At 66.3% G+C, this 14,206-nt stretch carries 13 protein-coding genes; 10 read left to right on the top strand and 3 right to left on the bottom strand.

The genetic code is table 11. The annotated features are described in order from the left end of the window. The first annotated feature begins 1 nt into the window (after position 1). Together RBB46_RS11690 and RBB46_RS11685 are read left to right on the top strand one after the other, a co-directional pair. A complete protein-coding gene (locus RBB46_RS11690; protein WP_306029162.1) occupies positions 2-205 on the top strand; it encodes a hypothetical protein in 204 nt (67 codons plus the stop codon). Continuing rightward, positions 180-641, top strand: a complete 462-nt coding sequence (locus tag RBB46_RS11685; protein WP_306029161.1) for a hypothetical protein — start codon at positions 180-182, stop codon at positions 639-641. The genes RBB46_RS11690 and RBB46_RS11685 overlap by 26 nt, the downstream gene beginning before the upstream one ends. A gap of 16 nt (positions 642-657) precedes the next feature. Here RBB46_RS11685 and RBB46_RS11680 read toward each other — a convergent pair whose 3' ends face one another. Next, positions 658-837, bottom strand: a complete 180-nt coding sequence (locus RBB46_RS11680) for a hypothetical protein (RefSeq protein ID WP_306029160.1) — start codon at positions 835-837, stop codon at positions 658-660. 380 nt (positions 838-1,217) lie between these two features. On the opposite strand from RBB46_RS11680, the gene RBB46_RS11675 reads away from it, so the two are divergent. Further along, entirely contained in the window at positions 1,218-3,191 is a 1,974-nt protein-coding gene (locus RBB46_RS11675) for a hypothetical protein (RefSeq protein WP_306029159.1), read from the top strand. Between the two features lie 57 nt (positions 3,192-3,248). On the opposite strand, the gene RBB46_RS11670 is transcribed toward RBB46_RS11675, so the two are convergent. Together RBB46_RS11670 and RBB46_RS11665 are read right to left on the bottom strand one after the other, a co-directional pair. Continuing rightward, positions 3,249-3,998 carry a GntR family transcriptional regulator gene (locus RBB46_RS11670; protein ID WP_306029158.1) on the bottom strand — a complete coding sequence of 250 codons (750 nt, stop codon included), beginning with the start codon at positions 3,996-3,998 and terminating at the stop codon, positions 3,249-3,251. After that, positions 3,995-5,368 carry a formimidoylglutamate deiminase gene (locus tag RBB46_RS11665; RefSeq protein ID WP_306029157.1) on the bottom strand — a complete coding sequence of 458 codons (1,374 nt, stop codon included), beginning with the start codon at positions 5,366-5,368 and terminating at the stop codon, positions 3,995-3,997. The genes RBB46_RS11670 and RBB46_RS11665 overlap by 4 nt, the downstream gene beginning before the upstream one ends. Before the next feature lie 213 nt (positions 5,369-5,581). Here RBB46_RS11665 and hutI point away from each other — a divergent pair, with 213 nt between their 5' ends. The 7 genes from hutI to RBB46_RS11630 all read left to right on the top strand — a co-directional run bounded on the left by hutI (position 5,582) and on the right by RBB46_RS11630 (position 14,169). Continuing rightward, positions 5,582-6,769 carry an imidazolonepropionase gene (gene hutI, locus RBB46_RS11660; RefSeq protein ID WP_306029263.1) on the top strand — a complete coding sequence of 396 codons (1,188 nt, stop codon included), beginning with the start codon at positions 5,582-5,584 and terminating at the stop codon, positions 6,767-6,769. Further along, on the top strand, positions 6,766-8,313 hold the full coding sequence (hutH, locus tag RBB46_RS11655; RefSeq protein ID WP_306029156.1) for a histidine ammonia-lyase: 1,548 nt from the start codon (positions 6,766-6,768) through the stop codon (positions 8,311-8,313). The genes hutI and hutH overlap by 4 nt, the downstream gene beginning before the upstream one ends. Positions 8,314-8,342: 29 nt before the next feature. Next, positions 8,343-9,143 carry an N-formylglutamate deformylase gene (hutG, locus tag RBB46_RS11650; protein ID WP_306029262.1) on the top strand — a complete coding sequence of 267 codons (801 nt, stop codon included), beginning with the start codon at positions 8,343-8,345 and terminating at the stop codon, positions 9,141-9,143. Between the two features lie 15 nt (positions 9,144-9,158). Beyond that, positions 9,159-10,832, top strand: coding sequence for a urocanate hydratase (hutU, locus tag RBB46_RS11645; RefSeq protein WP_306029155.1), 1,674 nt, complete (start codon positions 9,159-9,161; stop codon positions 10,830-10,832). Between the two features lie 80 nt (positions 10,833-10,912). Continuing rightward, positions 10,913-12,010 (top strand): TRAP transporter substrate-binding protein, encoded by a 1,098-nt coding sequence (locus tag RBB46_RS11640; protein WP_306029154.1) that lies wholly within the window; start codon positions 10,913-10,915, stop codon positions 12,008-12,010. An 84-nt stretch (positions 12,011-12,094) separates the two neighbouring features. Continuing rightward, complete coding sequence (locus RBB46_RS11635) at positions 12,095-12,619, top strand: TRAP transporter small permease subunit (protein WP_306029153.1); 525 nt, start codon at positions 12,095-12,097, stop codon at positions 12,617-12,619. Continuing rightward, positions 12,616-14,169 (top strand): TRAP transporter large permease subunit, encoded by a 1,554-nt coding sequence (locus RBB46_RS11630; protein ID WP_306029261.1) that lies wholly within the window; start codon positions 12,616-12,618, stop codon positions 14,167-14,169. The genes RBB46_RS11635 and RBB46_RS11630 overlap by 4 nt, the downstream gene beginning before the upstream one ends. Positions 14,170-14,206 lie beyond the last annotated feature (37 nt).

The raw sequence follows: 14,206 nt of genomic DNA, 5'->3' as shown, positions 1-14,206 counted from the left end.
CATGAATATCAAGCGTGTGGTTATCCTTCCGACACGTTCCAAGGCTGCATTCGGGCATATCGAGATGCCCAATGGGGATGACATCCTCGTCCTTAACAAGAGCATTCATACAAATGCTCTGAAAATTGCTGACCAGAAATTGAAGAAGACTTTGACGGCCAATAAATTGAGGACCAATCGTGGCGGAGCCGGAAAAGCCGCTTGAAGGCACAACGACAGGCGACGACTACAACAACGTATTCGAGAAACTGGTCGATGAAGCCGATGGCAGCGATGCCACGCTGGTCGGGCTGGTTGCATATGGTTTCTACAAGATCAGCAAACGTGACTGGGCGATGCAGGTCCGCCACGAGGCCGGGCGCAGGCCGACCACCGACGAGCTTCGTGCGTTCGCCAGAAGCCAGACGGATACCGTTCTGGATGGATACCGCTCCCAGGCCGACAATATCGTCGCGACATACGCCAATTCGGTCCTCAGGACCCAGGAACCCGTGATCTACAGGAAGGCGCTGGAGGGAAGCTTCATGCGCTCCTTTTGGCCTTCGTTCTGGGCTTCGGTCGCCTTCGCGGTGGTGCTCGTGATCCTGGGCATCATTCTCGCCTGGCAGGGTGTGAGCCTGCCGATCAGGTTTGAAGCCTGATCGGCTCCCCCGCCCCTCAGAACCGCGAGACCATCCGGTAGCCCGGCGGGTGCAGCATGCGCACATGGGTGATCGGCTGGTCGAGCAGCCATGTGGTGCGATCGAAGACGAAGAGCGGCGTGCCGCGCTCCAGCCCCAGAAGCGCGGCAGGAAACCGGTGATCGACGCGAGCCCCACCTCCTCGACCGCTACACAATTTGGAGTCGCAACCGCTTCTTTACCTGCGCGTTTTAAGTCACATCGACAGGCACTGATTTTTCACTCATTGCAGCGCGAGGCAGAATGCTCGACATCCGGAAACAAAGCAGTGAGATCGACTATTGCGGATTTGCTCAAGTCATCGACCTGAACACGAAGCACACATTCCTTCACAAGCCATTCCCAAAAGAACAGATTGAGAGATCTATTCCTCTCGACGAGAACAGAGTGATCTGTCTTGGACAGAACTCAAGCTTATCTATAATGAACGGGAGAACGGGAAACCATCTTCATTCACGTTCTATCTCGAAGATCTTTAGAGCAGGCAGCCTGGTCAAGGACATGGTCCGATGCCCGGCCCATGGTGCGATCGCGCTCATGGGAACCTACGAGATCCTGCTGGTGAGCGACCGGGATCTCTCGACGATCTTTCAGGCCGACGCGGTGTTGTGGAATGGCCCCGTCGGAAGCCTTATGAACATACAGGAGATGCCGCAGGCCGAACAGGAACGCTTCAATTCGAGACATCGGGGAGCGTCACGGCCGGTCGACACCACCGAACCGTATTTCGACTGTCCGCGCTTTGCTGATTTCGTACGCGAACGTGCCGACGGAATGATCGTTACTGCTTGGTATGAAAACGAGATCTACGATAATCGATCCCTGCTCAACCCCGACGACCTTGCCGAAAGAACCGGTCTCTATGTCCTCGACATCTCGAACAGGACGATCCAGCGCCTCGAGATCGACAAATGCTATGAGTATTCCTTGCGTCAAGAATTCGTCAGCGCCGACCCGACCGGGAGGTGGGCCTTGCGCCAGAATTTCAAACAGATCCCGCATCAGAATGCATCGCTGGCTGCCGATCTGTTCAACAGTCTGCGCGGCAAGCGCAAAGCATATCGGCATCCGGACCTCCGTAACGATGGCAAGGACCGGTTCCTGATGAGCTTCGAGCTTTGGGACCTGCAGAGCGGAGATCTTGTGCGAGATCTTGAGGTCTTCTGGTTGGAGATCGCAGACGCGGCGGAGGCGAAGCGATGGATGCAGGCAAGCGCCATGCTCGCGCATCTCGACAAGCCGTTCTACCGCCACCAGCCGGAAGACCTCACCCAGCCGCCAGGGCGTCTCTTCCAAATGTTCTTCAAGAAGCTTGAGGAGACCTTTAAGCGCCAACACTGGCTCTGGCAAAGCGCCTGGGAGACGTCCGGCGAAGCGCTGTGGCTCACCCATGCCGACGGCCTGCGCCGGATCGGCATGGACGGGTCCGTCTCGCCCCTTGTTCGCTTCGAGGGCTCCGACCGGTGCAAGCAGCCCGGCATGCGCGGATTCTGGAACCACCGCATGCGCGAGGTGGTGCGCAGCGGGGACCTGTTCACCATCCGCAATGAGCATTGCATCCTGCACGTCCCGACGGAAGCCGTGTCGCGGATGACACGCGAGGTCTGGGTGTCAGAGGCGGAGGCATGGGTTACTGTGCTTGACGACACGACCAACAGGGACCTGACGACGCGTGAAACCCTTCACCTGACCGGACATGTAGTGGAGTTGCCCGACCTGTCAGAGCAGGCGGCCCGCTCAGCACTCGCAACACTTTCCAAGGACATTTCGAAAAGATTTTCTAAAATCCTGGGTGGCTCGCAATATTCACACACCTTCGAACCGACGTTCAGGTACGCAGATACGCTCCTGACCGAGGCTGAATTCTTCGACCTTGCGCTGGAACACGTATGGGACATTCGGCACGACTGCCGCACCCTTCTCACGACCTGGCTTGACGAACTGGAGCGAAAGGACCTTGGCTTGAGCTTCTACACGGGGATCTCCGGCGGCACGGATGCGACCTCGGGGTACGAGTTCGGCGGACTTGGACAGGCGATGAAATATCTCGTCATCATGGACGCAAGCTGCCTGGACGTGTTTCGCACCTACCTGTCACGCCGGGATGGCGAGCACGAGATCTTTTCCGCCGACATCCTTGGCCAGATGTATATCGACAGATACGGCTACTCCTCGCCAGACATCTATCGCTTCGGGATCTTTTGGGTCGCGACGCGCTACAGCGACGGCTGCGGCCCCGTCGAAACCCTCTGGAACAAACTCGGGCTGCTGGACGCGGCATCGGAGTCGATGGCGCCCGTTGCCTTCGCGGATCTGGTTCTTGAGGAACTCGGCGCCTTCAACGCCAAGTGGGGATCGAGCGACCACTCCATCGGAGCAGTCCTGGACGGGCTGAAACGGCTCCTGCCAGGCAACGGCGACTGGGCAGACCAGCTTCTAGCCGAGATCGAACGGCGCGACTTCGACGGGTCGAGGCGTGCGTATCGGTCGCCCCTGGCGGTCTCGCCGTGACGTTCCGAGAGAAGGGGCAATCCGGATTCACACACGGGTGAGACGACATCCCGCCCCTCAGAACCGGGAGACCATCCGGTAGCCCGGCGGATGCAGCATGCGCACATGGGTGATCGGCTGGTCGAGCAGCCATGTGGTGCGGTCGAAAACGAAGAGCGGCGTGCCGCGCTCCAGCCCCAGAAGTGCGGCTTCCTCGGCATCTGCCGCCACCGCGCTGAGGCCGATCTCCATTTCCGAGAAGGGCGCGTTCTTCACAAGCCACTCGTTCGGGCTGAGCGTGTCGAAGCTTTCCTGCGCGATCTCGGGCACGGCGGCGACATGGATCCAGCGGTCCTCGAACTGCCAGGGCCGGTTGTCGGCGAAATGCAGGCAGCGCACATGCAGCATCTCGGCGTCGGCCGGCAGGTCGAGCCGGGCGCGCACCGGTTCGGGCGCATCCATGCGCTTGCGGCTGAGGATGGAGAAGCGGTACTGGGCGCCGCGCGCCTCGACCTCGACGCGCACCACCGGAATTTCCAGCCGCGCCTCGCGCAAGGGATGCTCGGCGATGCGCGTGCCGGCGCGGCGCTTGCGCTCGATGATGCCGATCTCGGCCAGTTCCCGCAGCGCCCGGTTGACGGTGACGCGGGCGCAGCCGAACTCGCGCGCCAGATCCTCCTCGCCCGGGATCAGCTCGCCTGGCAGCCACACCCTGGCATGGATGCGCTTGAGGATCTCCGCCTTGATGGTGCGGAAGGAGACCGGCATGCGGGCCTCGGCGACCGCCCCCGCCACACCGTCTTCCGCGCCGGTCGGTTGCCGCGTCAAAGGCTCTGCCTCAGGCTCTTCATGGCGCGGCGATAGCCCGCCTCGATCGCGTCGCGGGCGATGTGGCGGCCGTTCGTCACCAGATGGCGGCCGGCCGACCAGACATCCGCGACCAGCCTATCGTCGCCGGCGAAGATCCAGGCATCGAGCAGCGTGTCGCCGGAAAGCCCCTCCAGATGCAGAGCCCCGGCATCGAGCGCGACCAGGTCGGCGAAGGCACCGGGGCGGATCGCGCCGCTGTCGCGGCCGAGCGCCCTTGCCCCGCCGGCAAGCGCCTCGTCATAGAGCCGCCGGCCGCAGGAGCGGTCGGGCGTCGCCAGCACGGCGCGGTGCCGGTCGCGCAGGCGCTGCGAATATTCCAGCGTCCGCAGTTCCTCAGAGAGCGCGATGCGGATGTTGGAATCCGAGCCGATGCCGAGCAGACCGCCATCGGCGAGATAGGCAGCGCCGTCGAAGATTCCGTCGCCAAGGCTCGATTCGGTGATCGGGCAAAGGCCGGCCACCGCGCCGCTTTTCGCGATCGCCCGGCGCTCGTCCGCCGTCAGGTGGGTGCAGTGGATCAGGCACCAGCGGGCATCGACGGCGTGGTTGTCGAAGAGCCACTCGACCGGACGACGGCCATAGGCGGCAAGCACTTCCTCGACCTCGCCGGTCTGCTCGGCGATGTGCATGTGCAGCGGCGCGTCGGGCCGCAAGGCCGCCACATGGGCGAGATCCTCGGCCGGCACGGCGCGCAGCGAATGCGGCGCGATGCCGAGCCGCGCATCGGCGGCAAGGCCGGCGACGGCATCCTCGGCCCCCTCGATGAGGCGGGCGAAGCCGTCGAGATCGGAACCGAAGCGCTTCTGGCCTCCGGCAAGCGGGCGCCGGTCAAGCCCGCCGGTGGCATAGTAGACCGGCAGCAGCGTCAACCCGATACCGGAGCGCGTGGCGGCGCCGGCGATCCGGCGCGACAGTTCGGCCGGGTCCGCATAGGGCGTGCCGTCGGCCTGGTTGCGCACATAGTGGAACTCGGCGGAGGCGGCGTAGCCCGCCTCCAGCATCTCCATCTGCACGAAGGCGGCGACATCCTCGATCGTCTCCGGCGTGAAGGCGCCGAGGAAGCGGTACATGATCTCGCGCCAGGTCCAGAACGTGTCATGCGCGCCCGGCCCCCTGCGTTCGCTGAGGCCCGCCATCGCCCGCTGGAAGGCGTGGCTGTGCAGGTTCGAGGCGGCGGGAAGCAGGATCGCGACCGCCCGGTCGGCTGCCGCCGTCTCCCGGTCAACTCCTTGGGAAACCGTGCCGATCCGCCCGTCAGCATCGATTTCCACGCTGACCTTTTCCGCCCATTTCCCGGCCACCAGGGCCGTCTCCGCCCAAATCCTCATGCGTCCGCCCCATTTTTGCGATTGACAATTATGTACATACATATCGTAATTAAACAAACACATATTCCGACATTTTCGGAACCTTCGCACCATTGCCAAGCCTTGGGAGGGGCCATGCCCGGAGCAACCACCGGCACCGACAGCGCCAGCCTGTCCGGACCCGCGTCCGGCGTGCAGCCGCCGATCGTGCTCGTCGACATCCGGCTTGCAACCATGTGCGCCGGCGAGGCGGAATACGGCCTTGTCGAGGACGCGGCGCTTGCCGTCGGCGCCGACGGGCGCATCCTTCATGCGGGTCCCGCCGCCACGCTTCCCGCCGCCTGCTCCGGCTGGCCGAAGCGGTCGCTCGGCGGACGGCTGGTCACGCCCGGCCTGATCGACTGCCACACCCATGTCGTCCATGGCGGCAACCGTGCCAACGAGTTCGAACTGCGCCTCAAGGGCGCCTCCTACGAGGAAGTCGCTCGCGCCGGCGGCGGCATCGTCTCCACCGTCGCGGCAACGCGGGCGGCCAGCGAGGACGATCTCGTCGCCTCGGCGCTGCCCCGCCTCGACGCGCTGATCAGGGAGGGCGTCACCACCATCGAGATCAAGTCCGGCTACGGACTGACCGTCGACGACGAGATCCGCATGCTTTCCGCCGCGCGGCGGCTGGGGCGCGAGCGCAACATCCGCGTCGTCACCTCCTGGCTTGCCGCCCATGCGGTGCCGGCCGAATACAAGGGCCGTTCGCAGGCCTATCTCGACGAGGTCGCCCTGCCCGGGCTCGACAAGGCCCATGCGGCCGGGCTCGTCGATGCGGTCGACGGGTTCTGCGAGGGCATCGCCTTTTCGCCGCAGGAAATGGTGCAGGTTTTCGACAGGGCAAAGGCGCTCGGCCTGCCGGTCAAGCTCCATGCCGAACAGCTTTCCGATCTCGGCGGCGCCAGGCTTGCCGCCAGCTACGGCGCGCTGTCGGCCGATCACCTGGAATATCTCGGCCAGGACGGCGTCGATGCGATGGCCGCCGCCGGCACCGTCGCGGTGCTGCTGCCCGGCGCCTTCTACACGCTGCGCGAGACACAGGCACCGCCGGTCGCCGCCCTGCGCGCCGCCGGCGTTCCGATCGCGCTGGCGACCGACTGCAATCCCGGCTCCTCGCCGATGACCTCGCTGCTGCTGACCCTCAACATGGGCGCGACCCTCTTCCGCCTGACGCCGGAGGAATGCCTTGCCGGCGTCACCCGCGAGGCGGCGCGCGCACTCGGCCTTGCCGCCGATCTCGGCACGCTGGAGGACGGCAAGATCGCCGATCTTGCCGTGTGGGACGTCGCGACCCCGGCCGAGCTTACCTATCGCATCGGCTTCAACCCGCTCTTCGAGCGCATCGCACCAAAAAGCAGTCCGGGAACCGCGCAATGAGCCTCCTTACCCTCACGCCGGGCGCAGTCACGCTCGCCGATCTCGAACGCGTCTACCGGGAGGAGCTCGCCGTCAGCGTCGACCGCGCCGCAAGGCCGGCCATCGACAAGGCCGCGGCCCGGGTGGCGGAGGCGGCGCGCGGCGAGGAGGCCGTCTACGGCGTCAACACGGGCTTCGGCAAGCTGGCCAGCGTCAAGATCGCCCCCGGCGACACGGCAACGCTGCAGCGCAATCTCATTCTCTCCCATTGCTGCGGCGTCGGCGAGGCGCTCGACACCGCCACCACCCGGCTGATGATGGCGCTGAAGCTCCTGTCGCTCGGGCGCGGCGCGTCGGGCGTGCGCTTCGAGGTGATGGAACTGATCGAGGACTGCCTTGCGCGCGGCGTCACGCCGGTCGTCCCGGCGCAAGGGTCGGTCGGCGCCTCGGGCGATCTCGCACCGCTTGCCCACATGACCGCCGTCCTGATCGGCGCCGGCGAGGCCGAGTTCGGGGGCAGCCGCATGCCCGGCGCCGAGGCGCTCGCCAAGGCCGGCCTCGCGCCCGTCGTGCTCGGCCCCAAGGAAGGCCTCGGCCTCATCAACGGCACGCAGTTCTCCACCGCCTGCGCCCTTGTCGGGCTGTTCACCGCCTGGCGGCTGGCGGAAGCGACGCTGGTCACCGCCAGCCTTTCGACCGACGCGATCATGGGTTCGACCGCGCCGCTCCTGGCCGAGATCCATGCGCTGCGCGGCCATCGCGGCCAGATCGAGGTCGCGAGCGCCATGCGCGCCCTGATGGACGGGTCCGAGATCCGCGAGAGCCACCGCACCGGCGACAGCCGCGTGCAGGATCCCTATTGCATCCGCTGCCAGCCGCAGGTGGCCGGCGCCTGCGTCGACCTGCTGCGCATGGCCGGTCGCACGCTGGAGATCGAGGCGAACGCGGCGACCGACAACCCGCTGGTGCTGATCGACGAGGGCCGCATCGTCTCGGGCGGCAATTTCCACGCCGAGCCGGTGGCGTTCGCCGCCGACCAGATCGCGCTTGCCATTGCCGAGCTTGGCGCCATCGCCCAGCGCCGCGTCGCGCTGATGGTCGATCCGACGCTGTCCTTCGACCTGCCGCCCTTCCTCGCCCGCGATCCCGGTCTCAACTCCGGCATGATGATCGCCGAGGTGACGACGGCCGCATTGATGAGCGAGAACAAGCATCTCGCCCATCCCTGCTCGACCGATTCCACCCCCACCAGCGCCAACCAGGAAGACCATGTCTCGATGGCCGCCCATGGCGCGCGGCGGCTTGTGCGCATGAACGCCAATCTCGCCGTCATTCTCGGCGTCGAGCTGCTCTGCGCGGCCGAGGGCATCGAGCACCGCGCCCCGCTGGTAACCAGCGCGCCGCTGAAAGCCGTCATCGCGCGGCTGCGCGAGCATGTCGCAGCCCTCGAGGTCGACCGCTACATGGCGCCGGACCTTGAACTCGCCGCCCGCCTCGTCACCAGCCGCGAACTGGTCGCGGTCGCCAGCGTTGAGAGCCTGATCACTCTGGGAGAGGCCGCATGACGCTCTCCCCCGACATGGCCCCCGCCGAAATTGAGCCCGTCGAGATCCGGCAGGGCACGAGCCCGGTCATCCTCGGCCTGCCGCACACGGGCACCCATGTGCCCGAGGCGATCGCCGCCCGGCTGAACGCGCGCGGGCTCGAGCTTGCCGACACGGACTGGCACATCCACACGCTCTATGACGGGCTGCTGGACGATGCGACCAGCGTGCGCGCGACGTTCCACCGCTATTGTGTCGACGCCAACAGGGACCCTGCCGGCGCCAGCCTCTATCCGGGCCAGAACACGACCGGGCTGGTGCCGGAGACCGATTTCGACGGCGTGCAGATCTGGAAGGACGGCGAAGCACCCACGCCAGCCGACGTCGAAGCCCGGCGCGCGGCGTTCCATGCCCCCTATCATGCGGCGCTGGCCGACGAGATCGCGCGGGTGAAGGCGATCCACGGGGTGGCGATCCTTTATGACTGCCACTCGATCCGCTCGCATATCCCGTTTCTATTTGCCGGCAAACTTCCCGACTTCAACATCGGCACCAATGGCGGCGAGACCTGTCATGCGCTGATCCAGCAGGCGGCGGTCGAGGTCTGCGGCGGGGCGCAGGGCTATTCCTGCGTGCTCAACGGCCGCTTCAAGGGCGGCTGGACGACGCGCCACTACGGCCGGCCTTCGGACAATGTCCACGCCATCCAGATGGAGCTTGCCCAGTCGACCCATCTGGCGAGCGAAAGCGCGCCCTTTGCCTATGACGCGGCGAAGGCCGCCCCCTTGCGCGCCCATCTCAAGACCCTGCTCACCCGTCTGGAACGCCTCGCGCTCGACGGCAAGCTTTAGATCCGGAGGAAATCCATGACCAATCCCCGCCACAACAGCCGCACCGTGCGGGCCGCCACCGGCACCGAGATCACCGCGAAGTCCTGGCTGACCGAGGCCCCCTTGCGGATGCTCATGAACAATCTCGATCCGGACGTCGCCGAAAAGCCGCACGAGCTCGTCGTCTATGGCGGCATCGGCCGGGCGGCGCGCACCTGGGACGATTTCGACCGCATCGTCGCCACCCTGCGCGACCTGGAGGAGACCGAGACGCTGGTCGTCCAGTCGGGCAAGCCGGTCGGCGTCTTTCGCACCCACAAGGACGCGCCGAGGGTGCTGATCGCCAATTCCAACCTGGTGCCGCACTGGGCCAACTGGGACCACTTCAACACGCTCGATAAGGCCGGGCTGATGATGTACGGCCAGATGACCGCCGGCTCGTGGATCTATATCGGCAGCCAGGGCATCGTGCAGGGCACCTACGAGACCTTCGTCGAGGCCGGCCGCCAGCATTACGGCGGCTCGCTCAAGGGCAAGTGGATCCTCACCGGCGGCCTTGGCGGCATGGGCGGCGCCCAGCCGCTCGCGGCCGTCATGGCCGGCGCCTGCTGCCTCGCCGTCGAGTGCAACCCGGACTCCATCGATTTCCGCCTGCGCACCCGCTATGTCGACGAGAAGGCGGAAACGCTCGACGAGGCGCTGGAGATGATCGAGCGCTGGACCAAGGCGGGCGAGGCCAAGTCCGTCGGCCTGCTCGGCAATGCCGCCGACATCTTCCCCGAACTGGTGCGGCGCGGGGTGAAGCCGGACATCGTCACCGACCAGACCTCGGCGCATGACCCGATCAACGGCTACCTGCCCAAGGGCTGGACCATGGCCGAGTGGGAAGCGAAGCGCGAGAGCGACCCCAAGGCCGTGGAAAAGGCGGCGCGCGCCTCCATGCGCGAGCATGTCGCCGCCATGGTCGACTTCTGGAACTTGGGCGTGCCGACCCTCGATTATGGCAACAACATCCGCCAGGTGGCGCTGGAGGAAGGGCTGGAAAATGCCTTCGCCTTCCCCGGCTTCGTGCCGGCCTATATCCGTCCGCTCTTTTGCCGCGGCGTCGGCCCGTTCCGCTGGGCGGCGCTGTCCGGCGATCCGGAGGACATCTACAAGACCGACGCCAAGGTCCGCGAACTGCTGCCCGACAACACCCACCTGCATCGCTGGCTCGACATGGCGCGCGAGCGCATCGCCTTCCAGGGGCTGCCGGCGCGCATCTGCTGGGTGGGCCTGGGCGACCGCCATCGGCTCGGCCTTGCCTTCAACGAGATGGTGAGGAACGGCGAGCTGAAGGCGCCCGTCGTGATCGGTCGCGACCATCTCGATTCCGGCTCCGTCGCCTCGCCCAACCGCGAGACCGAGGCGATGAAGGACGGCTCGGACGCCGTCTCCGACTGGCCGCTGCTCAACGCGCTGCTCAATTGCGCCTCGGGCGCCACCTGGGTCAGCCTGCATCATGGCGGCGGCGTCGGCATGGGCTTTTCCCAGCATTCGGGCATGGTGATCTGCTGCGACGGCAGCGAGGACGCCGAGCGCCGCATCGAGCGGGTGCTGTGGAACGATCCGGCCACCGGCGTGATGCGTCACGCCGATGCCGGCTACGACATCGCGCTCGACTGCGCGAAGGAACACGGCCTGCGGCTGCCCGCCATCCTTGGAAACTGAGGACGGGCGGCCAGGGGCCGTTGCGGGGCGTGTCGCCCCATGGAAGACGTGAACGAAGACCAACCAGAGGATCGTGCACCATGAAAAGACGTGATTTCCTGAAGACCGCCGGTGTCGGCGCCGTTGCCACCGCCGCCGCTTCCACCCTTGCCGCCCCGGCCATCGCCCAGGACGTCAGGCGCTGGAAGATGGTCACCGCCTGGCCGAAGAACCTTCCCGGTCCGGGCGTCGCCGCCCAGATGCTGGCCGACCGCATCACCGCCCTGTCGGGCGGGCGCATCGAGGTGCAGCTCTTTGCCGCCGGCGAACTGGTGCCGGGCAACGGCGTCTTCGATGCCGTCTCCGAAGGCACCGCCGAGCTCTACCACGCGGTTCCCGCCTATTGGGGCTCCAAGTCGAAGGGCATCCTCTTGTTCGGTTCGCAGCCGTTCGGCCTGCGCGCCGACGAGCAGTTCGGCTGGCTCGCCCATGGCGGCGGACAGGAACTCTATGACGAGATGTATGGCCGCTTCGGCCTGAAGCCGTTCCTGTGCGGCAACTCGGGTCCGCAGTGGGCCGGCTGGTTCCGGGGCGAGATCAACTCCGTCGACGACCTCAAGGGCCTGCGCTTCCGCACCACCGGGCTTGCCTCGGAAATGTGCGCCAAGCTCGGCATGGCCGTGCAGGCGATGGGCGGGCGCGACATGTTCCAGGCGCTGCAGTCCGGCGCGCTCGACGCGGGCGAGTTCATCGGCCCCTGGTCGGATTCGGCCCTCGGCTTCTACCAGGTCGCCAAGAACTACTACTGGCCCGGCGTCGGCGAGCCGTCCTCGGCCGAGGAATGCGCCGTCAACAAGGCCGCCTACGAGGCCCTCCCGGAAGACCTCCAGCAGGCCGTCAGCGTCGCCTGCTCGAGCCTCTACAATCCGGTGTGGACCGAGTACACGACCAAGCACGCCCTGGCGCTGGAAAAGCTGGTCGCCGAGCAGGGCGTCCAGGTCAAGAAGCTGCCCGACGAGGTGATCGTCGCCATGGGCAACGCCGCCGGCGAGGTCATCGGCGAATTGCGCGAGAACGACGACGAACTGGTGCGCCGCATCACCGAGAGCTTCCTCGGCTACCGCGCCTCGGTGTCGGCCTACATGACCTATGCGGATAACGGGCAGATGAATGCCCGCGCCATGGACTACAAGTACTAACAAGGTCATTGTTCACGAGGCCGCGGACCGGAAACGGCCCGCGGTCCAACCCGCCCCGTTCAAGCCCCGACCAGAGGACCGCCCGTGCTCGACCGCCTCGCCGACAGGCTCGACCTCGTCAACCGCGCCGTCGGCGCCACGGTGCGCTGGCTGGCGCTCTTCATGGTGCTGCTGCAGTTCGCCGTCGTCGTGCTGCGCTATGTCTACGGCATCAGCTTCATCTTCCTGAACGAGGGCGTGCTCTACATGCATTCGGCCCTGTTCATGCTCGGCGCCGGCTACACGCTGCTCGTCGACGGACATGTGCGGGTCGACATCTTCTATGCCAGGGCGGCAAGACGCGGCCGCGCGGCGATCGATGCCGGCGGCGCGGTTCTCTTCCTGCTGCCGTCGATGGCGATCCTCGCATGGTGGTCGTGGCCGTCCGTCAGAAACGCCTGGGCGGTCATGGAAGGGGCGATCTCGGTGGGCGGCATTCCCGCATCCTTCCTGTTGAAGTCGCTGATCCCCGCCTTCTGCCTGCTGCTCGCCCTGCAGGGCCTCGCCTGCCTGCTGCGCGACATCGCGCGCTTCGCCGCGCCCTCCCCCAATGACGGGACGCCCGCCTGATGCTGCCGCTCGATCTCCTGATGTTCGCCGCCCTGATCGCGGCGATCCTGATCGGTTACCCGGTCTCCTTCACGCTGGCCGGCATCGCCACGCTCTTCGCCGTCCTCGGCTGGTTCACCGGCCAGTTCGACATGAGCCTGCTCGGCGCGCTGGCCCAGCGCGTCTTCGGGCTGATGACCAATGACGTGCTGATCGCCATTCCGCTCTTCGTCTTCATGGGCGTGGTGCTGGAGAAAAGCCGCATCGCGGAAGACCTGCTGGAGACCGCCGGCCGCCTGTTCGGCACGCTGCGCGGCGGCCTTGGCATCTCGGTCGTGCTGGTCGGCGCGCTGCTTGCCGCCTCCACCGGCATCGTCGGCGCGACGGTGGTCGCCATGGGCATGATCGCCCTGCCGACCATGCTGCGCAACGGCTACGATCCCAGGCTTGCCTCCGGCATCGTCTGCACCTCGGGCACGCTCGGCCAGATCATTCCGCCCTCGACGCTGCTGATCATCCTCTCCGACGTGATGTCGAACGCCTACCAGCAGGCGCAATACGCGCAAGGCAAGTTCACCATCGAGACCATTTCGGTCGGCCAGATCTTCGCGGCCGCGCTGCTGCCGGGCCTGACGCTGGTGGCGATCTACATCATCTACCTGCTGGTCAAGGCCTGGCTGCAGCCGGCATCCGCTCCGGCGATGGCACAGCTCGACGAGAGCCCCTCGCGGACCCAGGTGGCGCGCGCCATCCTGCCGCCGGTGCTGCTCATCATCGCCGTGCTGGGATCCATCCTGGGCGGCATCGCGACGCCGGGCGAGGCCGCCTCGGTCGGCGCCATCGGAGCCCTGCTGATGGCCAGCGCCCGGCTGTCGGCCGGCACTCCCCGCCTCGTCATCGCCGGTGCGATCAGCCTTGCGCTGCTTGCCGTGCTGATCGGCGTGCATCCGGTCCGCCTGCAACGCGACGACGCGGGCCTTGCCGACTGGCTCGTCGGCGGTCTCGCGACGCTGCTCGTCGCGGTGGCGGCGGCCGCCATCTGCCAGGCGCTGGCCCGCACCTTCCGCGCCGACGTCCTCAAGCCGGTGATGAATTCAACCCTGTCGGTCACCGCGATGATCTTCGCAACGATCCTGACCGCCAGCGTCTTCTCCCTGGTCTTCCGCGGGCTTGGCGGCGACCACCGGGTGGAGGCGTTCCTGGCCAACATGCCGGGCGGGCCCGACGGTGCCCTGCTGTTCGTCATGGCGCTCGTCTTCGTGCTCGGCTTCTTCCTCGATTTCGTCGAGATCTCGGTGATCCTGCTGCCGCTGGTCGCGCCCGCGCTGATCCTGATGGGTCACGACCCGGTCTGGCTGTCGGTGCTGATCGCGATCAACCTGCAGACGTCCTTCCTGACGCCTCCCTTCGGCTTCTCGCTGTTCTACCTGCGCGGCGCCGCGCCGCCCGAGGTGACGACGGGCCAGATCTATCGCGGCGTCATTCCCTTCATTCTGCTGCAAATCGCCGGCATCGCGCTGATCTGGCTGCTGCCACCGGTGGCGACCTTCCTGCCGAAACTGGTGTTCTGACGGCCCGTGGCGGCATCCCGCCACGGACCGGACAGGC

Origin of the sequence: Stappia sp. MMSF_3263 (assembly GCF_030733745.1) — a bacterium.
Lineage (GTDB): Bacteria > Pseudomonadota > Alphaproteobacteria > Rhizobiales > Stappiaceae > Stappia.
This window is presented reverse-complemented; position numbering and strand designations above follow the sequence as displayed.

Bases quoted from the DNA above. Each gene is read 5' to 3' on its own strand.
- hutH (WP_306029156.1), top strand. From the start codon at position 6,766: ATGAGCCTCCTTACCCTCACGCCGGGCGCAGTCACGCTCGCCGATCTC.
- RBB46_RS11690 (WP_306029162.1), top strand. From the start codon at position 2: ATGAATATCAAGCGTGTGGTTATCCTTCCGACACGTTCCAAGGCTGCA.
- RBB46_RS11665 (WP_306029157.1), bottom strand. From the start codon at position 5,368: ATGAGGATTTGGGCGGAGACGGCCCTGGTGGCCGGGAAATGGGCGGAA.
- hutI (WP_306029263.1), top strand. From the start codon at position 5,582: ATGTGCGCCGGCGAGGCGGAATACGGCCTTGTCGAGGACGCGGCGCTT.
- RBB46_RS11675 (WP_306029159.1), top strand. From the start codon at position 1,218: ATGGGAACCTACGAGATCCTGCTGGTGAGCGACCGGGATCTCTCGACG.
- RBB46_RS11640 (WP_306029154.1), top strand. From the start codon at position 10,913: ATGAAAAGACGTGATTTCCTGAAGACCGCCGGTGTCGGCGCCGTTGCC.
- hutU (WP_306029155.1), top strand. From the start codon at position 9,159: ATGACCAATCCCCGCCACAACAGCCGCACCGTGCGGGCCGCCACCGGC.